This window comes from Streptomyces sp. NPDC102514 (genome assembly GCF_055584525.1).
In genome coordinates this window covers 240,548-262,873 of the sequence record NZ_JBVJLW010000003.1, presented here as the reverse complement: position 1 = coordinate 262,873, position 22,326 = coordinate 240,548, and the positions used below count along the sequence as shown (strand labels likewise).

Here is a 22,326-nt window from a genome sequence, read left to right as displayed (position 1 = left end):
GGCAGGGAACCGGGCTGCACCTCTCCCCATCGAGACTACGTGCCGCCGGCACGATGTTCGTGGCGATCCGGGGGTAGCGTTCTCGACATGGACTTTCGCACCACAGTTGAGCGCGCTCAGCGCCTGAAGCAGCTGCATGCCGATCACAAGCCGCTCGTGCTTCCGACCGTCTGGGACGTCTGGTCGGCGCGGACGGCAGCCGGCGCCGGATTTCCCGCGCTGACGATCGGCAGCCATCCACTTGCCGACTCCCGGGGGGCCGAGGACCACGAAGGGCAGACCTTCGAGGAAGTGCTGGCCGCCGTCAGGCCGATCATCGCCGCCGTCGACATCCCCGTGTCCGTGGACCTGGAAGCCGGGTACGGACAGAAGCCCGCAGACCTTGTCGCCGGACTCATCGAGGTCGGCGGCGTCGGTCTCAACGTCGAGGACACCGTCCACTCGGACGGCGGACGCGTGCGCGACACGCAGGAGCACGCGAACTACATCGCAGGCCTGCGCGCGGCGGCCGACGACGCCGGCGTCCCGGTATGGGTCAACGGACGCACCGACCTCTTCATGCACGCGAAGGACGCCGCCGGTGTCCTCGACGAGGCGATCGAGCGCCTGCGGGCCTTGGAGCAGGCCGGTGCCGACAGCGTCTACCCGGTGGGCATCCAGGACAACGACGACCTGCTCACGGCGGTGATCGCCGCCGTCGCCATCCCGGTGAACTCCACGGCCCACCCCGTCAAGCACGACCTTGAGCGCTTCCGCCGTCTCGGCGTCGGCCGGATCACCTACGGTCCGCTGCTGCAGATCGCGTTGACCGATGCGATGAAGGACATGCTCGGGCCTTGGGCGCCCTGATCTCCCTGACGAGTTGATGGAGTGTCGGGCGCCCTTGTTCTCCCTTGGAGAAGGGCGCCCGACATTTTTGTGGCGGTTGCTCGGTGGCTTGCCTGTGCGGACGGTCAGCCGGGGGCGGGTCGGCGGGGCGAGGGCCGTCTGCCTGTTGTCGACGTCATACTGGCCCGCGTGCGAGTAGCCATCATGACGGCGGGTTCGTGGGGTGATGCCGCGCCCTACACGGGACTTGGGCGCGGGCTGGCCGAAGGCGGGCACGAGGTCACGGTGGTGACGCATGCCTGCTTCGAAGGCCTGGTCGCGGCCGCGGGGCTGGGGTTCCGTCCTTTGCCGCTGGATCCGCGGGCCGAGTTGGAGTCCCCACGAGGGCGCGCACTGCACCGCAGTGCCACCGGGATCGGCAAACTGGCCCGGATGGTCGCGATGACACGGTCGCTCGTGGAGCAGATCACGGACGACCTGGTGGCCGCCGCCGGATCGGCCGACGTGCTGCTGGTGTCGAGTTCGCTGGGACCTTTCGGTCACGCCGTCGCAGAGGGGCACGGTCTGCCGAGCATGGGCGTCTACCTTCAACCGATGGCACCGACAAGGGAGTTCGCGCCGCCGGTGACCGGCACACGGTCACTTGGAGCGGCGGGCAACCGGCTCGCGGGGCTGGCCGTCAACGTGGCCGTGGAGCAGATCTTCGCCGACGCGACCCGGGCGTTGCGGGCCCGGCTCGGTCTGCCGCCGCTCGGCTCGCGTGCCGCCCGCCGGGCCCGCGAGCGGCACGACTGGCAGGTGCACCACGGATTCAGCCCGCTGGTGGTGCCCAGGCCCCGCGACTGGCGACCCGGTCTGGGCGTCGCCGGGTACTGGTGGCCGTACGACCGGGACCGCCAACTCCCGCACGCGCTGCGGGACTTCCTCGATGCCGGGCCCCCGCCGGTGTTCTTCGGGCTGGGGAGTGCCACCGTGCCGGATGCGGAGCGGCTGGGGGAGGAGGTCGTGCGGGCCCTGCGTGCGGCCGGGGTCCGGGGTGTCGTGCAGCGGGGCTGGGCCGGGCTGTCGGCCACCGGCGACGACATGTTCACCGTCGACGAGGTTCCGCACGCGGCGCTCTTCCCCCGGATGGCCGCGGTGGTCCATCACGCGGGTGCCGGGACGACCGGGGCGACGCTGCATGCCGGTGTTCCCGCCGTGCCGGTGCCGATCCAGTTCGACGAGGCGTTCTGGGCCGCGCGGCTCGTCTCCCTCGGGGTGGCTCCGGCGGCGGTTCCGCTGCGCGGGCTCACCGCGGACGCTCTCGGTGCGGCCGTGGCACGAGCCGTGACCGAACCCGCCTACAGGCAGCGAGCGAAGGAACTGGCGGACCGGCTCGACGGTGAGGACGGGGTACGGCCCGTCCTCACCGCCGTGGACCAGCTGTGACGTAGGGCAGATTCACGCTGACCTTCGTCGGTCAGCGATCAGCGATCATCAGGCATCGTCGTTCTGTGCGTTCTCGTCGGACATCGCCTTGGTCATGAGCCGGTGCAGTTGACGCTGCTCGGCATCGGTCAAGTGGGTGATCGGCGTGCGTGTGGAGGCCGCGTGGACGAGCCGTCGCCTCGCGGTGCGCCCCTCCTCGGTGAGGTGGAGAACCTTGGTCCTCCGGTCGTTGAGCGCCGGGGCGCGGCTGACATAGGACAGCTGCTCCAGCCGGTCGGCGAGGAACGTCACGGTCGACGGATCGCAGTGCAACCGGGCGGCCATCTGGCGCATGGACGGGGCAGGTGCGTCCGGATCCAGCTGCCACAGTGCGTCGGCCAAGGGGTGGGTCAGTCCGAGTTCGGCGATCACGTCGCGGATCGCGTTGTTCGTCGCACCGTCCATGGCGTGCACGAGCCGCAGCAACTGATACGTCAAAGCCTCACCGTCCATTCGAGCACAGTACTTGGACTCTCCAATGCTTGACAACTCCAAGCCTCTCTCGGCAAGGTGGCGGAGCAATGCTTGGAGAGTCCAAGTAATAGATGTGTGGAGGGGCGGTCATGAACGTGACCGGGGAACGGCCGCGGACGATGCGCGACCGAGTGCGCCGACGGCTCCTGACGGCCGTACTGAGCCGGATAGACAACCAGGCGTACATGCAGCACGCGACGACCATCGACGCCGACCGGACCACCGCGAACTCGGGGAACGGGCCGTACTACGTAAGCGGCTCACCGCACCGGCATGACATCCGGGAAGGCCGTGACGGGGCTCCGCTGCTGCTGCGCATCCGTACAGTCGAGGTGGGCACGCTGGCACCCGTGCCGGACGCGACCGTCGAGGTCTGGCACTGCGACGCGCACGGGGTCTACTCGGGATACCAGCGGTACGGCGCGGACAAGTTCCCCGCCCTCGTGTCGTTGACGCTGCGCCGGTTCCGGCCGACGGACAGCGCGACCTTCCTGCGGGGTGAGCAGACCACCGACGGCGACGGCCGGACCGAGTTCCAGACCATCGTGCCCGGCTGGTACACCCCGCGCACCGTCCACATCCATGTCCGGGTCAGCCGTGCGGACAAGCCCCTGCTGACGACCGAGCTGTACTTCTCCGACGACTTCGCCGCGCACATACAGTCGCTGCCGCCGTACGCCGACCGCGGGCGCAGCCCGTTCGTCAACACCAACGATGTCGAGATCCGGCTGGCCAAGGGCTCGCCCGGAAGCTGGCCGACCGTACGGCCGATCACGGACGGCCACCAGGCCGACGTCACCCTGCAAGTCCGTCCCTGAACGAGGAGCACCACCCGTGAACACCCCAACTGCCGTCGTCACAGGCGCGGCCGGCGGCCTCGGACAGGCCACGGCCCGACAACTGCTGGCCGCCGGATTCCATGTCGTCGCCGTGACCCGCGACGAGCCCAGCGCGCGGACAACCCTGCGCACCCTGGCGGCACCTGCGCAGGTGCCTGTGCAGGCGGGCGCGGTCCACGCCCTGCATGCGGACCTCATGGACCGCGCCGCGATCCGAGCACTCGCAGCAGGGCTGCGCGACACCGTGGCGCAGGTCGACGTACTCGTCAACAACGCGGGTGCGGCCTTTTCGCACTACGCGGAGACCGCCGACGGCATGGAGCGCACCCATGCGCTGAACCACCTGGCGCCGTTCCACCTGACCCATCTGCTGCTCGCCGACGGGCTGCTGGCTCCCGACGCCCGCATCATCAACATCTCCAGTGACCTCGTGACGCGCGGACGCGTCGAGGTAGACGCCCCGGACGTCACCGGCGTCTCCTGGCGCGACCGTTTCTCGCAGATCGCCGTGTACGGCACGGCCAAGCTCACCGGCGTACTGGCGACCACCGCGCTCGCGACCAGGCTGCCGACTGGAATGCACGTCTACAGTGCCAACCCGGGTGTCGTCAGAACGGCGTTCAACAGCAAGTCCGGCGGATTGCTGAAGGCGTCGTCACTGGCCAGTGGACTGTTCGCCCAGACGCCGGAGAAGGCGGCCGGTCTCCCGGTCCGCCTTGCCGCGGCCCCGACACCCCTGACTCCGAACGGCGGCTTCTTCACCAGGAAAGCAGCCGCGACCCCACCTGAACCGGCTCGGGACGCGGAGCTTGCGGCGAGAGTGTACGAGGACACGGCGCGCGTACTGGGTCTCGTCCCGCTGCCGACGAGTTGAACCAGCCGTACCTGTAACTGTTTCGGTGCCCGCTCGGCTCGGATTGTCGTGCGGGACGGCTGTCACCCGAAGTCGTCGGGGACGATGCGGAGTTTTTGAGCGATGCGGGCGAGCGCCTTCTGGTCGGCGCTGTTGAGCGAGTCGAGGACGATACGGCGTACGGAGCGCAGGTGCGTGGGCGCTGCCAGGCGCACGATGTCGAAGCCGGCGTCGGTGAGTTCGGCGAGGGTGTAACGACCGTCGGCCGGGTCCGGTGTCCGTACGACCCAGCCGCGCTGTTCACAGCGTTTGGTGACGTTGGACAGGCGGGAGAGCGACCCGCTGGCGAGAAAGGCGAGTTCTCCCATCCGCAGCTTGCGCTGCGGGGCCTCGGAGAGATGGCTGAGCACGAGGTACTCGAACAGGGTGAGGCCGTGTTCCTGCCGCAGTGGTGACTCCAGTTTGCTGGGCAGCAGCAGAACGAGGGAGATCATCCCCGTCCACGCGGCCTTCTCCTGCTCGTCGAGCCATCGCAGCTCCTCGTCGTCCTCGTGTTCGGCCGCGCCGGTTTCGCCTGCGCCGTTCATGGGTCCTCCTGTGCTGGTCACGAAGCTCCCCGCTCTTCGGTGAAGCCCGCCATCACTTTACGCATGAATTCATCGAGTGTTAGTCTCACTTTACGCGTGAACTCATGGATGAGGAAACGCGCCCCCATGAACAGGAAGAGGAAGCATCATGAGCACTGTCACTTTCGGCGTGGTTCCGGGCTACGGCGAGAAGCTGCACGCGGCCCTCGGCTACAGCGGGGCCGTCCGCGTCGACGACCGGGTCGAGATCTCCGGTCAGGCCGGAGTGGATGACGACCTGGTCATCCCCGACTCGCTGGAGGACGAGATCATCCAGGCCTTCGACAACGTGGAGCGCACGCTCGCCACGGTCGGCGCGACATGGAAGGACGTCATCCATGTCAACTCGTACCACAAGGTCGCGCCGGGAGACGACGTCATCGGCGACGACCACAACGGCGTCATGGCCGAGCAGTTCCGCCGCCGCCTCGACGGCCGCGCGCCGATCTGGACGGAGGCCGGCGTCACGGTCCTCGGGCTCGCCGCCATGCGGGTGGAGATACGAGTCACGGCCATCGTCGGCTCCGGGAGCTGAACCACGCCGTTTGCTGCGGGGGTTGACCGGTGCGGTCGTCCATCAGCTCGTGCGCGCGGGCGCCGATGTTTTCGGCGAGGAGGTGGGTGGTCCTTGTCGACGGTGTTCGCCAGGATGTGCGCCGTCATCGGCCTGCGCCAACTCCTGGCCCGCAACCCCCTTTACGGCGCCGCACCTCTCGCTGCGTGCCCGAATCGCGGTGAGCGGTAGAGCAGTTGTCCGGCGCGGCCGATCGGAAGCTCTGAATCGGCGGGGCCCGACTGTGGGCCGCTGACGGCCTGCTCCGTACCTCTTGACGCCTTTGGTTCAGACCTTTAGGTTCTTCCGCACACCGCGTGTTCATAGGTGAACTCATCGTTCATCACCATGAACCAGCCTCCCCCACCGTCTGCTCCTGACGAAAGGCTGCGATCACCCCCATGACCGTGCGAACCCGTACCCATTCCCACGCCCTGCGCGGCGGACTCGCCCTGGCGGCCCTGCCCCTCGCGGCGGGTCTCCTCGCCGCCCCGCACGCCGACGCCGCCCCGGCGGCCCCCTCGACCGCCGTCGCCCCGTACCTCTACAACGGCTGGGGCAACCCGCCCAGCCCGACGACGATCACCCAGGCCACCGGCGTGAAGTCGTTCACGCTCGCCTTCATCCTCAGCAACGGCTACTGCAACCCGCAGTGGGACGGCAGCCGTCCGCTCACCGGCGGCGTCGACCAGCGCACCATCACCACGATCCGCAACGGCGGCGGCGACGCCATCCCGTCGTTCGGCGGATACAGCGGCAACAAGCTGGAGAGTTCCTGCTCCAGCGCGAGCGAACTCGCCGCGGCCTACCAGAAGGTCATCGACGCCTACACGCTCAAGGTCATCGACATAGACATCGAGGCCGCCGCGTACGACAGCCCCACCGTGCAGCAGCGCACCGTCGACGCCCTGAAGACCGTCAAGTCCCGCAACCCGGGCCTGAAGGTCCACATCACCATCGGTACAGGGCAGAGCGGGCCCGACACCAGCCTGATCAAACGCGCCGCCGCGTCGGGCCTGTCGACCGACAGCTGGACCATCATGCCCTTCGACTTCGACGGCGGAAGCCAGAACATGGGCACCCTGACGCTGCGTGCCGCCGAAGGCCTGAAGACCGCGCTGAAGCAGGCGTACGGTTACAGCGACGACCAGGCCTACCGGACCATGGGCATCTCCTCCATGAACGGTGTCACCGACCAGAACGAGAAGGTCACCGTCGCCGACTTCCGCACCATCCTCGGCTACGCCCAGCAGCACCATCTGGCCCGGCTCACCTTCTGGTCCGCGAACCGCGACCGGCCCTGCACCGGCGGCGACTCCGAGAGCTGCTCCGGCGTCTCCCAGGCCGCCTGGGACTACACGCGTGTCTTCGCCCAGTACACCGGCTGACCCCCACCGCTCCTCGTCGCCGAAGGACCACACATGATGCGCTTCAAAGTCCTGGCCACCGCCACCGTCGCGGGCCTCGTCGGTACGATCGCCGTCCTGAGCACCGGCAGCGCCGCCGCGGCCGACCCGAACAAGGCTCCGGGCGGCAACTTCGACCTCTCCGTATGGCAGTTGCAGGAGCCCGTCGGCTCTCCCGGCTCACCGACCACCATCTCCTCGTCCCGGCTCCAGGGCGCCAACGGCTTCCAGGACTCGTACTTCTACACCGACACCCGGGACGGGGCGATGACCTTCTGGGCCCCTGAGAAGGGCGTCACCACACCCAACTCCAACTACGCCCGCTCCGAACTGCGGGAGATGAACCGCAACGGCAGCGCCGCCGACTGGTCGCTCAGCGGCAACCACCGTATGAACGCGACCCTGCGTGTGGTGTCGGTGACCTCCAACGTGTGCGTGGGCCAGATCCACCTCGGCTCCGGAGGGTCCTCCACGAAACCGCTCGTCGAGCTGTACTACCGCGCGAACGGCGACATCGTGGCGGGCATCGAGAACTCACCCGCCGGCGGCCAGACCCCGCACACCGTCGGCCACGTCTCGCTCGGCAAGACCTGGACGTACTCCATAGCCGTCTCGGGCGGCCGCACCATCGACCTGACCGTCAACGGCAGCACCACGCACTACACGATCCCGACGTCGTTCGACCCGTACAAGCAGTACTTCAAGGCCGGTTCGTACAACCAGTCCTCCTCGGACAGCACGACGAAGGGGGCGCGAGTCGCGTTCTACGGCTTGACGGTTGCCCACAACTGACGCCGACTGGGGGTGCGCGCCATGGGTGCGCACCCCCAGGAAGCGGCGGTAGCCGGGGGGAGGCCGACTCCGTTCAGCGCGTCGTCGGCGCAACCTCGCGGTTCTGGTCGTTTGTGCGCACTCTGTTGCCGTCCGCATGTACTTGGGCCGGAGACATGGCCGGTCAGCCTGCTGGAGGTGTCACCGAAGCAGGCCGCTGAGGAACCTAGAGAACGGGCGGTTGCCAGGAAGCCGGCAGGAAGAGGCCGTCTGGCAGGGGGAGGCCTGCTGTCGGAATCAAACCGGTCGGAGCGGTTCCTACCGCTTCGCTGAAGTCGACCGTGCCGCCTGAGAAGGTCGCCTGGCTGAAGTCGACTGTGGCGCCTGAGAACACTGCCCTGCTGAAGTTGACGGAGCCGCCGGAGAACGTCGCCTCATGGAAGTTGACCGTGCCGCCCGAAAACAGGGCCTCGCTGAAGTTGGCCGTGCCGCTGGCGAAGTCCGCTCCGCCCAGGTGATCTGCGCCGCCGAAGTTGACGGTGGCGCCGGAGAACACGGTCTTTCTGAAGTTGATTGCGGTGCCGGTGAACACCGCCCCGTGGAAGTGGACCGCGCCGCTGGAGAACGCCGCCCCGCCGAGGTCTCCGCCGTCGAACGTGACGCCGGTGAAGTCGAAGTTGTGGCCCTGCCAGGAGTGTTGATGATCGAGAGGGAGCCGGAGGTGATCGCGGATGAGCCGAATGGTGGTGCGCCGGATCTCCCGCAGGGCCAAGTAGGTGTGCCGGGCTTCCCTATTGTCGGCCGTGAGGTCGGGTTCGTGAGTGTAGGGCAGCCGAAGGTAGGCGCACACAACATCGATGCATGTCTGGCGTAGTCCTCGTGTGGGTGCGTCGTCGGCGAGGCCTACCAGCGCGTGGATGCCGCCGAGGCGAACGGCTACGGATTCGTCGCCGAGCTGCGAGACGGCGGTGGTGAAGCGTTCGGTGTGCAGGCGCGTGGCGTCGCGCAGGGCGCCGTCCTCGTCGACGCGCTGACGCCGGTAGGCCACCACCAGGGCGACCAGAGCTCCAGCGCCCGCTACGACGCCGAAGGCGAGCTTGATCAAGTCGAACAGCGTTGTCGAGTCGACGCGACGTTCGGGCTTCAACTCGCGCGCGCCGAGCAGGTCCCAACCGGCATAGAAGACCGTGGCCCCTACCAGAACCGCGGTGGTGAAAGCCAAGGCCAGGACGATACCGACGGGCCACAGGCGCAAACCGTGCCGTTCGGTCCGGCGTCGGGGGAGACGTGGGTTCATGGCCATCAGGACTGCCCAGGCGCACGGCCGGTCGCAGCCTGCCGCATTGGCCCCGGCGCCATGTAGAGGGGCGCAACATGACTCCGCGGCCTCGGTGTTCCGTGGGGCGGCGTCGACGCCGAGAATCGGCCCGATCGTTGTGCGGGCTCCCACACCTGTCTCAGCAACAACGTCCGTCCTCCAGCAGATCACCGGCGTGAGTGGTTTCGAGGCGGTGTGCAAGATGGAGCAGGTCTGACAGATGAAGGACCCGTCCGCCGAATCCTGGGAGGGGGACATGGAGGGGTTGGGTCCAGTGGGCGGGGATCGCGTCCAGTCCGTAGTACGCCCCCGCGAGGCCTCCTGTCACCGCGGCGACGGTGTCCGTGTCGCCGCCGAGGTCGATCGCCGCGCGTACCGCCCCTTCGAAACTGGTGGTGGTGCGCAGGGCCCAGACGGCGGAGCCCAGGCAGGGCCAGACGGCGCCGTTGAACTCGGTCGCCTGATCAGGATGCCAGTCGGGGGCGAGGACGGTGGCGTAGCGGTCCCGGTGCTCGGGATGGACGACGGCCAGGATGTCCGGGAGCGCGGTGAGGGGGTCGGCGTCCTCGAATATCAGGCGGATGAGTTCGTGGAAGATCGCGGTGCCTTCCCAGGCCGCGCGGTCGCCGTGGGTGAGAGCGGCGATGCTGCGGGCCGCGTCCATCGTGACCTGCTGGCCGCCGGCCGCAAAGTAGACGGCGGACGTCGATGCCCGCATCAAGGAACCGTTACCCGCGGCCCGTTGGTTGACCTGGAAATGGATCGCGGCGGCCAGATCCCAGGGCATGCCGTTGGTCAGGACGTCTTCGGTCTGGAGGCCGATGTCCTTCGGCTCCGACGCTGCCCACCGCTGGAAGCGGGCGAAGACGTCCGGCAGATCCAGTCCGCCCTGCTCCAGGAGCGACTGCGCTACCAGGACGGCCATCTGAGTGTCGTCAGTGGCCTAGCCGGGATCCCAGCCACCACCTCCGCACATCTCGCCACCCGCACCAGGCACGGGAAACCGCGCGGAGAAAGCTCCCGGGGGCCCGAACTCGAAGGGGCCGCCCAGCGCGTCGCCCACCGCTGAGCCGACGACCGCGCCAACAGCCCGCTGCATCCGCTTCACTCACGCAGGCTATCCACGTCGCGCCGACGGGTGCGCGGCATTTGTTCCTTCCTCCGTTCACCTGCCATCGGCGGCAAGCGTGCCCCGCTCCACGGAGCGCACCGCCTGAGGGGCCTCGGTTGGGAGATCGCCGATGCCGTGCGGCGATCTCCCTGTGCAGCGCGTCATGCCGTTTCGACGCCGTCGTTGTCACCGGGCTGGGGGTTTGGACGACTTTCCTGTTCGGCCCGTGGATCAGGGCGGGCGCGGCGCCAGTTGACGGGGTGGTGTCAGCGGCCAGAAGCGCCGCGGAGGGGCATCGACGCCGATGCTGTGACCCTCTCGGGTGAGGCCGGCGTGACGCACCCAAGGGCCGCACGATCCCAAAGCCCCAACACCCCTCACCCAAAAGACGGCCACCGATCGGCGGCCCACTCGGCCCACCCCCGCCACTCAGCAGGCGCCCCGCCAATCCCCTCCCCGTCCCCGTCCCCGTCGAGTTCCACAGCGTCCGGCTCCTCGAACAGAGCCCTCCAGCGCAAGAGATCCCCCTCGCTCATCGGGAAAGTCTGCTCCGGAGTGGTCGACTGACGGTGGGCGATCCTGGCCCGCTGGGTCTCGACGTCCACCGGCACGTACACAAGGCGGCAGGACGCCCCCACGGACTCCGTCAGCCAGCGGATCGCTGATCTCTCGTCACGAGACCAGCATCCGAAGTCCAGGATCACGTTCGTTCCGAGTCGCAGCGCCTCCAGGCCGAGCGAGAGGAGCCGTCCCTCCAGGACGTCCCGCTTGCCGTTCGCCTCCGACTCGCCGAACAGCGGAATCATCCATTCATCGGGCGTCAGCCGAAGCGCGTCGTGCTCCTCGGCCAACTGCCGGGCCCTTGTGGTCTTTCCGGCCCCCGGCAGGCCGACGGTCAGGAACAACGTGGTCACACCCGGATGGTTCATGGAATCCACCTGAAGGACAACCGCTTTCCCGCCGTCGTCGTCGGCGCGGCATCGAGCCGACGCCCTACGACACGCCTCACCACGTCAAGAACAGCGCCCACCCCACCACCATCGGATCGCCGCGTTGAGGCAGCGTCACCTAATTGTTATGGCGGATGACAAATAGCGCTTCCCGCGCTCTGGGCACGGACCCCGGAGCGTCGTAAGTTCCCGCTCACAACATTCAGTCCGGGCGGATCATCCGACACCCGGCAATTCCCCCGAGAGCGCGTTTCTCGGCTTCCTCCTCACCGCCCTCGTGCGTCCGGTCGTGCGGTTGTCCGGTCGTGACACCAGAAAGGACCCTGCCCATGCGCAAGGGATTCCTCCTCCTCACCGCCGCCTCGGTGGTGCTGGCCAGTTCACTCACCGCCTGCGGCGACTCCTCGTCGGACGACGGTGACTCCGGGTCCGGCTCGGGATCCGGCTCCAAGCCGAAGATCGGTGTGATCCTCCCGGACAGCAAGTCCTCGCCCCGTTGGGAGACCGCGGACCGCAAGTACCTTTCCGAGGCGTTCAAGGCGGCGGGCGTCGAGTACGACATCCAGAACGCGCAGAACGACAAGCAGGAGTTCCAGACCATCGCGGACCAGATGATCACCAGCGGTGTGAACGTCCTGGTGATCGTGAACCTGGACAGCGGCACGGGCAAGGCGGTTCTGGACAAGGCCAAGGGGCAGGGCGTCGCCACGATCGACTACGACCGGCTCACCCTCGGCGGCTCCGCCCAGTACTACGTGAGTTTCGACAACGTCGCGGTCGGCAAGCTGCAGGGCGAGGGTCTCAGCAAGTGCCTGACGGACATGAAGGCCAAGAAGCCCATCATCGCCACCCTCAACGGCTCACCGACCGACAACAACGCCACTCTCTTCGCCCAGGGCTACAACAGCGTCCTCGATCCGAAGTACAAGTCGGGCGAGTACGTGAAGGGCCCGGACCAGTCCGTCCCGGACTGGGACAGCGGCCAGGCCAGCACCATCTTCGAGCAGATGCTCACCAGCCAGCCCAGGATCGGCGGCGTGCTCGCCGCCAACGACACTCTCGGCAACGCGGCCATCGCCGTCCTGCGCAAGCAGAACCGCAACGGTGAGGTGCCGGTCACCGGCCAGGACGCCGGCGTGCAGGGCCTGCAGAACGTCCTCGCGGGCGACCAGTGCATGACCGTCTACAAGGCGGTCAAGAAGGAGGCCGACGCCACGGCCGCTCTCGCCGTCTCCCTCGCCAAGGGCAAGAAGGGCGAGACGAACGCGACCGTCAAGGACCCCGAGGGCAAGCGCGAGGTCCCCTCCGTGCTGGAGACGCCGGTGGCCATCTACAAGGACAACGTCAAGGACGTCGTGGACGACGGCTTCGTCACCAAGGAGGAGCTGTGCAAGGGCAAGTACGCCGCCCTGTGCACCCAGGCCGGCATCAAGTAGCCCTGCGCGGCCGACCGGACCGTAACCACCCGTGGTCCGTCCGAGCGGGCGGGCCCGACCCGTCCGACCGGCCCCACCGCGGGTCCCGGGACTCCCGTTCCCCCGGGACCCGCGGCCTCACGACCCCAAGGAGCCGTCTTCCATGACAGCGACCCCGACGACCCCGATCCTTCGACTGCGCGGGATCGACAAGAGCTTCGGCGCCGTGCAGGTACTGCACGACGTGTCCTTCGACGTTCGTCCGGGAGAGGTGACCGCCCTCGTCGGAGACAACGGCGCGGGCAAGTCCACCCTGGTCAAGTGCGTCGGCGGGATCCATCCGACGGACGGCGGTGAGTACTGGTTCGAAGGCGAGCAGGTCCAGGTGCACAGCCCGCGCGAGGCGGCGGCCCTGGGCGTCGAGATCGTCTACCAGGACCTGGCACTCTGCGACAACCTCGACATCGTGCAGAACATGTTCCTCGGCCGCGAGAAGCGCCGGGGGCTCGTCCTGGACGACGCGACGATGGAGGAGATGGCCACCCAGACCCTCGAAGGTCTTTCGGTCCGCACCGTCAAGTCCATCCGCCAGCAGGTCTCCAGTCTCTCCGGCGGCCAGCGGCAGACCGTGGCCATCGCCAAGGCCGTGCTGTGGAACAGCAAGGTCGTCATCCTGGACGAGCCGACCGCCTCGCTCGGTGTCGCCCAGACGGCACAGGTCCTCGAACTGGTCCGGCGCATGGCCGACAACGGTCTCGCCGTGGTCCTGATCTCGCACAACATGAACGACGTCTTCGCGGTGTCCGACCGGATCGCCGCCCTCTACCTGGGCCGGATGGCCGCCCAGGTCAGCACGTCGGACGTGACGCACTCCCAGGTCGTCGAACTCATCACCTCGGGCCGCAGCGGAGACCTCGGCCTCGCCCAGAGCAACGGAGTCACCGCATGACCGCCGCAGTCGTCCCCGAGAAGCCGGAACTGCCGCGCGGTCCCGGTACGCCGAAGAAGAACGGAGCGGCCGGAGCCGCGAGCCTGCGCTCGGTCGCATGGAACTACGTCGACCGGGTAAAGGGCGGCGAGTTGGGCGCCCTGCCCGCCGTACTCGGCCTGATCGTCCTGTGCGTGTTCTTCGCCGCCCTGCGCCCGGTCTTCCTGTCCGAGCTGAACTTCGCCAACCTGCTCACCCAGGGCGCGGGCAGCATCGCCATCGCCATGGGTCTTGTCTTCGTCCTCCTCCTCGGCGAGATCGACCTGTCCGCGGGGTACGCCAGCGGGGTCTGCGCCGCCGTCCTCGCCATCCTGCTCACCGACCACGGATGGCCCTGGTACGGCGCGGCCGGCGCGGCGATCCTCACCGGCACGGTCATCGGCCTGCTGCTCGGCCTGCTGGTGGCGAAGGTCGGCATCCCCTCGTTCGTGGTCACGCTGGCCGCCTTCCTGGGCTTCCAGGGCATCGTGCTGATGCTGCTGAAGGAAGGCACCAACATCTCGATCCGGGACGAGACGATCCTGGCCGTCGCCAACAACAACCTCTCCCCGGCGCTGGGTTGGGTGCTGCTCGCCGTCGGTGTCGGGGCGTACGCGGCGATCCAGTTCCGGCAGAGCCGCAACCGCCGGCGGCGCGGGCTCGCCCCCGCTCCGGCCGCCCTGCTCGCCGTCCGGATCGGCGGCCTGGCGGCGCTCGGTGCGATCGCCGTCCACCTGCTCAACCAGGAGCGCAGCCGCAACGTCATCGTCGACTCGCTCAAAGGTGTGCCGATCGTGGTGCCGGTCATCGCCGTCCTGCTCGTCGCCGGTACGTTCCTGCTGCAGCGCACCTCGTTCGGCCTGCACATCTACGCGGTGGGCGGTAACGCCGAGGCGGCCCGCCGGGCCGGCATCAACGTGGCCGCCGTCCGGATCTCCGCGTTCGTCATCTGCTCCTCCCTGGCCGCGGTCGGCGGCATCATCGCCGCGTCCCGGGGCAACTCGGTGGATCCCAACACCGGCGGCAGCAACGTGCTGCTGCTGGCCGTCGGGGCCGCCGTGATCGGCGGGACGAGCCTGTTCGGCGGGCGGGGCAGGGTCGTCGACGCCGTGCTCGGCGGCATGGTCGTCGCGGTCATCCAGAACGGCATGGGTCTGATGGGGTACAGCTCAGGGGTCAAGTACGCTGTCACGGGTTCCGTTCTGCTGGTGGCCGCAGGCGTGGATGCGCTGTCCCGTCGCCGGGCCGTACGACGATGATGTCTGGGGTGCCATGAAAGCCGGTCCCTCGCAGGAGGAGATCCGCCGGCACAACCTCGGCACCCTGCTCCGTCATGTGCACATCGGCGGATCCATGTCGCGCGCCGTCCTGGCCGAGCGCATGGGGCTCAACCGCAGCACCATCCTGGGCCTGGTGAGCGAGCTGGGCTCGGCCGGCCTGGTCCGCGAGGAACTGCCCCGGGACACCGGCAGGGCCGGCCGGCCGTCCCTGGTCGTACGGCCCGAGTCCGACCGCGTGTACGTTCTCGCCCTCGACGTGGGAGTGGACCGGCTGGCCGCCGCCCGCATCGGCCTGGGAGGGGTCTTCCTCGACCGCAGGGAGATCCCGGTGCTTCCCGGCCGCCGACACGCGGGCAAGGTGGCCGAGGTTCTCGCCGGCTCCGCGCTGGACATGGTGGACGCGGCAGGGCACGGCACCTACTGCGTCGGTGTGGCCGCGGCCGTCCGCGGGATGGTGCGCCGACCCGACGGATACGTCCGTTCCGCACCCCATCTCGGCTGGGAGGACGAGGAGTTCGGCGAGGACCTCATGCGCCTGCTGGGCCTCGGCCTGCCGGTCTCGGTGGGCAACGAGGCCAGCCTCGGCGCGCTCGCGGAGCATCTGCGCGGGGCCGGGGCGGGCTGCCAGGACCTCGTGTACCTGCACGGCGACATCGGCATCGGCGGCGGTGTCATCACCGGCGGCCAGTTGCTGGCCGGCGACCAGGGCTACGGCGGCGAGATCGGCCACATGGTCGTCAACCCGAGGAACGGCAGGCCCTGCGGCTGCGGGGCGCACGGCTGCCTCGAAGCCGAGGCGGGGGAGCGCGCCCTGCTGGAGGCCGCGCGGCGCGACCCGTCGGCCACCGGCCGGGAAGCCGTGCACGCCGTAGTGGAAGCGGCGGACCGGGGTGACATCACCGCCCGCGCCGCCCTGCACGACATCGGTGACTGGCTCGGTATCGGCGTCGCCAACCTGGTCAATGTGTTCAACCCGCGCACGGTCGTCTTCGGCGGGACGCTCCGAGAGGTGTACCTCGGCTCAGCGGCCCAGATCCGCAGCCGTATCAACCGCATCGCCCTCAGACCCTCCCGCGAGAACCTGCGGCTGCGGGTGGGGGAGCTCGGTGACGACGCGGTCCTCATCGGCGCCGCCGAACTCGCCTTCTCCGAGATCCTGGTCGGCCCCCTGGAGACGCTGGCCCGCGCCGGAGCGTAAGGGCGAATCGGGGCGTAGTACCGAATCCGACAGGGGACGGGCCGGCTCACGGATGGAGCCGGCCCGCCCGGTCGTGTCAGCGGCTCAAGCGGGCCTCAGCAGGCCTTGCGAACGTATCCGCTGCCGCCGGGGGCGGTGACCAGCACGTCACGCAGGACGACGCTGAGGCGACCGCCCCACTGGGCGCACGTCTCGTCGAAGTACTTCTGCTTGTACTCGATCACGATGACGTTGTCGTTGAAGCCCTCGGTGTAGTCGCCGCACTCCTTCCACTCGCCGCACTCCTCGGCGACGGCGAAGTCCAGGCCGGTCGCGGAGCGCTCGGTGGAGAGTTCGGGCGTGTTCTTCTGCCCGATGGCCAGGCCCTTGTCGTGGGCGTGGTCCGCGAGCAGCCTGACGAACGCCTTGGCGTTGGCCTTGCTGATCAGGTCGGTCCGGGTGAAGGAGTCGAGGTTGTCGGGCTCGACGGCGTCGAAACCCTTGTCGGCGCAGCTGTCGATCCAGGCGTTGACCTTCGCGGCGACCTGCTGGCGCTTGGCGGCGGTGCGGATGTCGAGGAAGGCCTCGTCCCAGTCCGGGTCGTAGACGACCTCTCCGTCGGCGTCCGTCAGCAGCAGGCCCTCCCACTCGTCCTCGGCTCCCGGCTGAGCCTGGAAGGCGTTGACGTAACAGATGTTGTACAGGCCGGCGGCCGGGGAGGCGGTGTGGTCACGCGAGACGACCTTGACATCGGCGGCCGGGGTGTAGGCCTGGCCGATCTGGTAGTCGAAGGGCGCGTTGACCGGGGGCAGTTCGACCGCCGGAGCGGCGGCGTTCGCGTTCGACGAGACGAGCAGGGCGCCGACGACGGCACACGTCAGGGACGCTGCCACGACGGCGGGCTTGCGGGATCGCACGCGATGGGCGTGGGGCATGTGGAGCTCCAGAAGGTGGGGGTACGTCCCCGCCTCGGACTGCGCTTGAATGCGTCCGTCCTGGCGACTGTGTCCGGACTTGCGGTCGCGAGAACCGCACTACCGGCTGGGCGTACCTCTGGCGCCAGAAAGCTGATGTTGGCGTTGCAGGGAGTAAACCGAGCGGCCCAGGCCATGTCAACCGGCCGGTTCCGGTTGCGGAACGTTCACCACCAAACTCGTCTTTGGCACCGAGCGGTCCGCTTTCTCGACCAGTTGAGGCACTTTGACGACGTGTTGGCGAACTGCCGCGATCCAAGGCGCGGGCGTCAACTGCCCGGTGAAACCTGATGACTTGGTAAAAATCCGGACCCAAGTCATGTACACGCCCATTCGGGAGAGTGCAGAGTCTGCGTGTCCGTTTCATCGGAACACGCGCGAAGGGATGACCCATGGCACTCTCCCGTTCGGCACGTCTGGGGGCGTTGGCCACAGCTGCCGCCTCCTTCTGCCTGATCGCCGCCGCACCCGCGCCCCACCCGGGCGCCGACGGCGTGGGCGACCCGTACTTTCCCCAGCTCGGCAACGGCGGCTTCGACGTCCGCCACTACGGCCTCGACGTGGCGTACAACCCCGACACCGACCGGCTCGACGGCCGCACCACGATCACCGCGCGCGCCACCCAGAACCTCTCGTCCTTCGACCTCGACCTCCAGAAACTGGAGGTGACGAAGATCGAGGTGAACGGCAGACGGGCGCAGTTCACGCGCGAGGGCGACGAGATCCGTATCAGCCCGCGCGACAGCCTGCGCAAGGACAGGACGTTCACCGTGACCGTCACCTACGGAGGCGTGCCCGAGCCGCTGAGCGGCCCCATCGTCTTCGGCTCCGACTACGGCTGGATGAAGACCACCGACGGCGTCTTCGTCGCGTGCGAGCCCAACGCCGCGTCGACCTGGTTCCCCTCCAGCGACCACCCGGACGACAAGGCCACCTTCGACATCCGCATCAAGGCTCCCAAGGGCCTGACAGGGGTCTCCAGCGGTCGTCTGGTCGGCACGTACGACAAGGGTGACCAGACCGTCGCCCACTGGCGCGAGACCGAGCCCATGGCCACGTACCTCGCGACCGCCACCATCGGCAAGTTCAACGTGAAGCAGGGCACGACCCCGGCGGGCACCCCGATCTACGTCGCCATCGACCCCGTGCTGGAGAACAGCAACAACGTCGACGTGTACGGACTCACGGCCGAGGCCACCGACTACTGGTCGAAGATCTTCGGTCCCTACCCCTTCGAGGAGACCGGCGCGATCGTCGACGACATGCCGCAGGCCGGCTTCTCCCTGGAGACCCAGACCAAGCCGGTCTACTCCGCCGTCCGCAGCGAGGGAACCATCGTCCACGAACTCGCCCACCAGTGGTTCGGCGACTCCGTCTCGGTCGAGAAGTGGCAGCACATCTGGCTCAACGAAGGCTTCGCGACCTACTCCCAGTGGCTGTGGAGCGAGCACAGGGGCACCCAGAGCGCCCATGACGCCTTCCTCGCGGGTTACAACGCACGGCCCGCCGAGGCGGCCTTCTGGCAGACGGTCGTCGGCGACCCGCAGCGCGACACGATGTTCGCCTCCGCCGTCTACCAGCGCGGCGCGATGACGCTCCAGGTCCTGCGCGAGCGCATCGGTGACAAGGCGTTCTTCAAGCTGCTCCCGACGTGGACCAAGCAGAACCGGTACGGCAACGTGAACACCGACGATTTCATCCGGCTCGCCGAGAAGATCTCGGGCCAACAGCTCGACGACCTCTTCCAGACATGGCTGTTCACGAAGGGCAAGCCCGCGCTGTAGCGGACGACGGCCCGTGCCGGGAGCCCGTCCAGCGGTCACCGGTGCCGCCGGCGCATGTGGACGTGCTGGATGTCCGCGTCCAGCACGTCGCGCAGAGCGTCGTTGTCCCCCGTGCGAGCTACGCGCAAGAGGCCTCTGACAGGTGACGATCCGAGCGCGCCGGAACCGTAGCGTCTCCGTTGTCGCCGCGATTCGGAATGAGCGGCTTCCTCAACAGCCCTACTTCTGAGTCCCCTTGTCGCTTTGGAGATCCACGTGAACCGCAGCCTCAAGACGACCGCACTGGCGACGACGTTCTGCGCGGTGGCAGGCGTCGCCGTCGTCGGCTACGGCCAGGTCGCCGCGCAGGCCCAGCAGAATGTGGCCGCGACGTCCGTGCGGCACGGCCACGGTCACGGTCACGGTCACGAGGATGGCTTCACGGGGACCAAGAAGATCCGCGTCGACGGGCACGCGGTCAACGTCTCGTGCTCCGGCCGGACCGTGGCCCGTAAGCCCGTCGTCGTCCTGATGGCCGGAGGCGGCGACGGACTGGAGACGATGGCCGCGCTGCAGCAGACCCTGAGCGACAAGGGCAGGGTCTGCTCCTACGACCGGCTCGGGGAGGGCGCGAGCGATCAGCCGAACGGGATGCAGACCGTCGACGACAGCGGCAGGATCCTGACCGGCGTGCTCGACCGGATCGTCGGTGACCGCCCGGTCGTCCTGGCCGGCCACTCGCTGGGCGGCTACATCGCCGCCCGGTACGCCCCCGACCACCGGGACAGGATCGCGGGCCTGGTCCTGATGGACGCCACGATCCCGGCCCTCACCGCAGGCATCCGGAAGGCGATCCCCGAGTCCGCGACCGGCATGCCGGCCGAACTGTGCGACCGGACCATCGCCGTGAACGAGGGCCAGAACCCGGAGCAGTTCCTCATCGCCGACGCGCCGGTCCGTTCGGCGGGGCGCATCCCGGTACGGATCATCAAGCACGAGTCCCAGTTCTCCGAGGTCCCCGACTACGGGCCCGCCCTGGAGCGGATGTGGGCCGAGGGCCAGCAGGAGTGGCGCGCCCTTTCCGCCCGCAGCCGCGTCAGCACCGCCGCCGGCAGCGGGCACTACATCCACGTCGACCGCCCCGACGTCGCCCTCAAGGCCATCCGGCAGGTGACCGCACGGGCCACGATCACCAGGTGAGCCACCACGGGTGCCGGGAGGCATCCGAGGCCCCGGCGGCGATGAGCGTCAGTCAGGGGTGAAGGCGGACGCGACGCCCGTCACCAGCAGGAGCGTCGCCGTGGTCAGGGCCGTGGCCAGCCCGGACGCGACCAGTACGGCGAGGGTTCTGCGCGAGCGGTCGGGGCCGGCCGGGGGCCGGTGCCCGTACCGGGCCAACTGCGCCCAGTGCCGATCCGTCTCCCGCGTCTCCCGGCGGTGCTGTACGGCGGCACGCAGGCGGAGGCCGGCCGTGACGGCCGTGCCCGCCACCGCGACGGCACAGGGGATTCGCCAGGTCCCGCTCACCAGGAGCACGGCCGCGACGGCCCCGGTCGTGCCCCAGCCGCTCAGGCAGGCCGCGGCGGCGGTACGGCGGGACAACGGGCGGTCGGTGCCCGCGCGCAGCTCGGCGAGGGCCGGGACGTACCAGACGTGACCGGCCGCTGTCAGCAGCGCGGCGCCCAGCGCCAGGACGGGGTGCGACACGGTCACTTCACCGTCCTGGGGGCCGGGGCCGGGGCCGGGGCCGGGTACGAGGTGCTGCCCAAGGTCGCGGCGCCGTTCGTGGCCGTCGCGATCCCGGCGCTCTCGCCGATCCCCGCGATCTCCGGATGATGCAGGTCGAACGCCGGGGACTCCGACCGGATGCGCGGCAGCGCGGAGAAGTTGTGCCGCGGCGGCGGGCAGGACGTGGCCCACTCCAGCGAACGTCCGTATCCCCAGGGGTCGTCCACCTCCACCGGCTTCGTGTACTTGGCCGTCCGCGACACGTTGTAGAGGAACGGCAGGATCGCCAGGCCCAGCACGAACGACCCGATCGTGGACAGGGTGTTGAGTGCCGTGAAGCCGTCCGCCGCCAGGTAGTCGGCGTACCGGCGGGGCATGCCCTCCGCGCCGAGCCAGTGCTGGACCAGGAACGTCAGGTGGAAGCCGACCGTGAGCGTCCAGAAGGTGACCTTCCCGAGGCGCTCGTCGAGCATCTTGCCCGTGAACTTCGGCCACCAGAAGTGGAATCCGGCGAACATCGCGTACACGACCGTACCGAAGACCGTGTAGTGGAAGTGCGCCACGACGAAGTACGAGTCGGAGACGTGGAAGTCCATCGGCGGCGACGCCAGGATGACTCCGGTCAGACCGCCGAAGACGAAGGTGACCAGGAAGCCCACGGTCCAGAGCATCGGGGTCTCGAAGGACAGGGAGCCCTTCCACATGGTGCCGATCCAGTTGAAGAACTTCACGTCGGTCGGCACCGCGATGAGGAAGGTCATGAAGGAGAAGAACGGCAGCAGGACTCCGCCGGTGACGTACATGTGGTGCGCCCAGACGGTCACCGACAGGCCGGCGATCGCGATGGTGGCTCCGACCAGGCCCATGTAACCGAACATCGGCTTGCGCGAGAACACCGGGATCACCTCGGATACGATGCCGAAGAACGGCAGCGCCAGGATGTACACCTCGGGATGCCCGAAGAACCAGAACAGGTGCTGCCACAGCAGCGCGCCACCGTTCGCAGGGTCGAAGACATGGCTGCCGAACCGGCGGTCGCACTCCAGCGCGAACAGCGCCGCCGCCAGCACCGGGAAGACGATCAGGATCAGCACGGCGGTCAGCAGCACGTTCCAGGTGAAGACCGGCATGCGGAAGACGGTCAGGCCGGGGGCGCGCATACAGATGATGGTCGTGATGAAGTTGACCGCGCCGAGGATGCTGCCGAACCCGGACAGGGCCACGCCCATGATCCACATGTCCGCGCCGAGGCCGGGGGAGTGCACGGCGTCGGACAGCGGGGCGTACAGGAACCACCCGAAGTCCGCGGCGCCGCCCGGTGTGAGGAAGCCGAACGCGGCGATCGACGAGCCGAACAGGAACAGCCAGTAGGCGAGCATGTTCAGCCGGGGGAACGCCACGTCGGGCGCGCCTATCTGCAACGGCATGATCCAGTTCGCGAATCCGGTGAACAGTGGCATCGCGAACATCAGCAGCATGATCGAGCCGTGCATCGTGAACGCCTGGTTGTACTGCTCGTTCGACAGCAACTGCGTTCCGGGGCGCGCCAGTTCGGCGCGCATCAGCAGGGCCATGACGCCGCCGACGATGAAGAACACGAACGCGGATACCAGGTAAAGGGTACCGATCCTCTTGTGGTCGGTGGTCGTCAGCCACTCGACCCAGGTCGGACGGACGGGTGTCCGGCGGCTCCCGCCCGGCTGCGATGGGCCGCTGCTCCCGTCGACCCGTACGGGTGCTTCGCCCGCCGTGGGGGTCGCGGGGGCCGCGTCACGCGTGCGTGCGGCCTCCGGCTGCTGTCTCTGTGCCTCGTCCACCGGACGGTT

The 22,326-nt window shown here is 68.7% G+C and carries 19 protein-coding genes and 2 pseudogenes; 13 read left to right on the top strand and 8 right to left on the bottom strand.

All coding sequences use genetic code 11. The annotated features are described in order from the left end of the window. The first annotated feature begins 87 nt into the window (after positions 1-87). Both ACZ60E_RS09405 and ACZ60E_RS09400 read left to right on the top strand, forming a co-directional pair. Positions 88-849, top strand: a complete 762-nt coding sequence (locus tag ACZ60E_RS09405) for an isocitrate lyase/PEP mutase family protein (protein ID WP_469439201.1) — start codon at positions 88-90, stop codon at positions 847-849. Between the two features lie 183 nt (positions 850-1,032). Continuing rightward, positions 1,033-2,256, top strand: coding sequence for a glycosyltransferase (locus ACZ60E_RS09400; RefSeq protein ID WP_469439653.1), 1,224 nt, complete (start codon positions 1,033-1,035; stop codon positions 2,254-2,256). A gap of 48 nt (positions 2,257-2,304) precedes the next feature. Here ACZ60E_RS09400 and ACZ60E_RS09395 read toward each other — a convergent pair whose 3' ends face one another. After that, a complete protein-coding gene (locus tag ACZ60E_RS09395; protein ID WP_469439200.1) occupies positions 2,305-2,748 on the bottom strand; it encodes a MarR family winged helix-turn-helix transcriptional regulator in 444 nt (147 codons plus the stop codon). A gap of 110 nt (positions 2,749-2,858) precedes the next feature. On the opposite strand from ACZ60E_RS09395, the gene ACZ60E_RS09390 reads away from it, so the two are divergent. Both ACZ60E_RS09390 and ACZ60E_RS09385 read left to right on the top strand, forming a co-directional pair. Further along, positions 2,859-3,587, top strand: coding sequence for a dioxygenase family protein (locus ACZ60E_RS09390; RefSeq protein WP_469439199.1), 729 nt, complete (start codon positions 2,859-2,861; stop codon positions 3,585-3,587). Between the two features lie 16 nt (positions 3,588-3,603). Beyond that, positions 3,604-4,482 carry an SDR family NAD(P)-dependent oxidoreductase gene (locus ACZ60E_RS09385; RefSeq protein ID WP_469439198.1) on the top strand — a complete coding sequence of 293 codons (879 nt, stop codon included), beginning with the start codon at positions 3,604-3,606 and terminating at the stop codon, positions 4,480-4,482. Between the two features lie 62 nt (positions 4,483-4,544). Here ACZ60E_RS09385 and ACZ60E_RS09380 read toward each other — a convergent pair whose 3' ends face one another. Next, positions 4,545-5,048, bottom strand: coding sequence for a MarR family winged helix-turn-helix transcriptional regulator (locus ACZ60E_RS09380; RefSeq protein WP_384810401.1), 504 nt, complete (start codon positions 5,046-5,048; stop codon positions 4,545-4,547). Between the two features lie 148 nt (positions 5,049-5,196). On the opposite strand from ACZ60E_RS09380, the gene ACZ60E_RS09375 reads away from it, so the two are divergent. From ACZ60E_RS09375 to ACZ60E_RS09365, 3 genes and pseudogenes are all read left to right on the top strand, one after another. Continuing rightward, entirely contained in the window at positions 5,197-5,622 is a 426-nt protein-coding gene (locus ACZ60E_RS09375; protein ID WP_469439197.1) for a Rid family hydrolase, read from the top strand. Between the two features lie 542 nt (positions 5,623-6,164). Next, positions 6,165-7,028, top strand: a pseudogene (locus ACZ60E_RS09370) (chitinase); the annotation flags it as partial. A 33-nt stretch (positions 7,029-7,061) separates the two neighbouring features. After that, positions 7,062-7,838, top strand: coding sequence for a polysaccharide lyase family 7 protein (locus ACZ60E_RS09365; RefSeq protein WP_469439196.1), 777 nt, complete (start codon positions 7,062-7,064; stop codon positions 7,836-7,838). Positions 7,839-8,043: 205 nt separating this feature from the next. Here ACZ60E_RS09365 and ACZ60E_RS09360 read toward each other — a convergent pair whose 3' ends face one another. From ACZ60E_RS09360 to ACZ60E_RS09350, 3 genes and pseudogenes are all read right to left on the bottom strand, one after another. After that, positions 8,044-9,039 carry a pentapeptide repeat-containing protein gene (locus ACZ60E_RS09360; RefSeq protein WP_469439195.1) on the bottom strand — a complete coding sequence of 332 codons (996 nt, stop codon included), beginning with the start codon at positions 9,037-9,039 and terminating at the stop codon, positions 8,044-8,046. Positions 9,040-9,274: 235 nt separating this feature from the next. After that, positions 9,275-10,243: pseudogene (locus tag ACZ60E_RS09355) on the bottom strand (ADP-ribosylglycohydrolase family protein). Positions 10,244-10,623: 380 nt separating this feature from the next. After that, positions 10,624-11,160 (bottom strand): P-loop nucleotide/nucleoside kinase family protein, encoded by a 537-nt coding sequence (locus ACZ60E_RS09350; protein WP_469439194.1) that lies wholly within the window; start codon positions 11,158-11,160, stop codon positions 10,624-10,626. Positions 11,161-11,525: 365 nt separating this feature from the next. Between ACZ60E_RS09350 and ACZ60E_RS09345 the strand changes: the two genes are divergently transcribed. The 4 genes from ACZ60E_RS09345 (at position 11,526) to ACZ60E_RS09330 (ending at position 16,056) form a co-directional block, all read left to right on the top strand. After that, on the top strand, positions 11,526-12,632 hold the full coding sequence (locus ACZ60E_RS09345; protein WP_384810415.1) for a sugar ABC transporter substrate-binding protein: 1,107 nt from the start codon (positions 11,526-11,528) through the stop codon (positions 12,630-12,632). Positions 12,633-12,774: 142 nt separating this feature from the next. Continuing rightward, complete coding sequence (locus ACZ60E_RS09340) at positions 12,775-13,560, top strand: ATP-binding cassette domain-containing protein (RefSeq protein ID WP_384810416.1); 786 nt, start codon at positions 12,775-12,777, stop codon at positions 13,558-13,560. Further along, positions 13,557-14,837 carry a sugar ABC transporter permease gene (locus ACZ60E_RS09335; protein ID WP_469439193.1) on the top strand — a complete coding sequence of 427 codons (1,281 nt, stop codon included), beginning with the start codon at positions 13,557-13,559 and terminating at the stop codon, positions 14,835-14,837. The genes ACZ60E_RS09340 and ACZ60E_RS09335 overlap by 4 nt, the downstream gene beginning before the upstream one ends. Positions 14,838-14,850: 13 nt before the next feature. Beyond that, entirely contained in the window at positions 14,851-16,056 is a 1,206-nt protein-coding gene (locus ACZ60E_RS09330) for an ROK family protein (RefSeq protein ID WP_469439192.1), read from the top strand. Between the two features lie 95 nt (positions 16,057-16,151). On the opposite strand, the gene ACZ60E_RS09325 is transcribed toward ACZ60E_RS09330, so the two are convergent. Continuing rightward, on the bottom strand, positions 16,152-16,970 hold the full coding sequence (locus tag ACZ60E_RS09325; RefSeq protein ID WP_469439191.1) for an endo alpha-1,4 polygalactosaminidase: 819 nt from the start codon (positions 16,968-16,970) through the stop codon (positions 16,152-16,154). A gap of 431 nt (positions 16,971-17,401) precedes the next feature. On the opposite strand from ACZ60E_RS09325, the gene ACZ60E_RS09320 reads away from it, so the two are divergent. After that, the gene (locus tag ACZ60E_RS09320; protein ID WP_469439190.1) at positions 17,402-18,793 is read left to right on the top strand and encodes a M1 family metallopeptidase; all 1,392 of its coding nucleotides are present in this window, start codon (positions 17,402-17,404) and stop codon (positions 18,791-18,793) included. A 255-nt stretch (positions 18,794-19,048) separates the two neighbouring features. Next, positions 19,049-19,972 (top strand): alpha/beta fold hydrolase, encoded by a 924-nt coding sequence (locus tag ACZ60E_RS09315; protein WP_469439189.1) that lies wholly within the window; start codon positions 19,049-19,051, stop codon positions 19,970-19,972. Positions 19,973-20,020: 48 nt separating this feature from the next. Here the strand turns inward: ACZ60E_RS09315 and ACZ60E_RS09310 are convergent, their stop codons facing one another. Further along, positions 20,021-20,485: a hypothetical protein gene (locus tag ACZ60E_RS09310; RefSeq protein ID WP_469439188.1), complete on the bottom strand. Its 465-nt coding sequence runs from the start codon at positions 20,483-20,485 to the stop codon at positions 20,021-20,023. Beyond that, positions 20,482-22,317 (bottom strand): aa3-type cytochrome oxidase subunit I, encoded by a 1,836-nt coding sequence (gene ctaD, locus ACZ60E_RS09305; RefSeq protein ID WP_469439187.1) that lies wholly within the window; start codon positions 22,315-22,317, stop codon positions 20,482-20,484. Before ctaD ends, ACZ60E_RS09310 begins: the two co-directional genes overlap by 4 nt. Positions 22,318-22,326: the final 9 nt, after the last annotated feature.

Excerpts from the sequence above, each read along its gene's own strand:
- ACZ60E_RS09400 (WP_469439653.1), top strand. The coding sequence starts at position 1,033 with ATGACGGCGGGTTCGTGGGGTGATGCCGCGCCCTACACGGGACTTGGG.
- ACZ60E_RS09345 (WP_384810415.1), top strand. The coding sequence starts at position 11,526 with ATGCGCAAGGGATTCCTCCTCCTCACCGCCGCCTCGGTGGTGCTGGCC.
- ACZ60E_RS09325 (WP_469439191.1), bottom strand. The coding sequence starts at position 16,970 with ATGCCCCACGCCCATCGCGTGCGATCCCGCAAGCCCGCCGTCGTGGCA.
- ACZ60E_RS09380 (WP_384810401.1), bottom strand. The coding sequence starts at position 5,048 with ATGAACGGCGCAGGCGAAACCGGCGCGGCCGAACACGAGGACGACGAG.
- ACZ60E_RS09365 (WP_469439196.1), top strand. The coding sequence starts at position 7,062 with ATGATGCGCTTCAAAGTCCTGGCCACCGCCACCGTCGCGGGCCTCGTC.
- ACZ60E_RS09395 (WP_469439200.1), bottom strand. The coding sequence starts at position 2,748 with ATGGACGGTGAGGCTTTGACGTATCAGTTGCTGCGGCTCGTGCACGCC.
- ACZ60E_RS09375 (WP_469439197.1), top strand. The coding sequence starts at position 5,197 with ATGAGCACTGTCACTTTCGGCGTGGTTCCGGGCTACGGCGAGAAGCTG.
- ACZ60E_RS09335 (WP_469439193.1), top strand. The coding sequence starts at position 13,557 with ATGACCGCCGCAGTCGTCCCCGAGAAGCCGGAACTGCCGCGCGGTCCC.
- ACZ60E_RS09320 (WP_469439190.1), top strand. The coding sequence starts at position 17,402 with ATGGCACTCTCCCGTTCGGCACGTCTGGGGGCGTTGGCCACAGCTGCC.
- ACZ60E_RS09340 (WP_384810416.1), top strand. The coding sequence starts at position 12,775 with ATGACAGCGACCCCGACGACCCCGATCCTTCGACTGCGCGGGATCGAC.
- ACZ60E_RS09390 (WP_469439199.1), top strand. The coding sequence starts at position 2,859 with ATGAACGTGACCGGGGAACGGCCGCGGACGATGCGCGACCGAGTGCGC.
- ACZ60E_RS09405 (WP_469439201.1), top strand. The coding sequence starts at position 88 with ATGGACTTTCGCACCACAGTTGAGCGCGCTCAGCGCCTGAAGCAGCTG.
- ACZ60E_RS09330 (WP_469439192.1), top strand. The coding sequence starts at position 14,851 with ATGAAAGCCGGTCCCTCGCAGGAGGAGATCCGCCGGCACAACCTCGGC.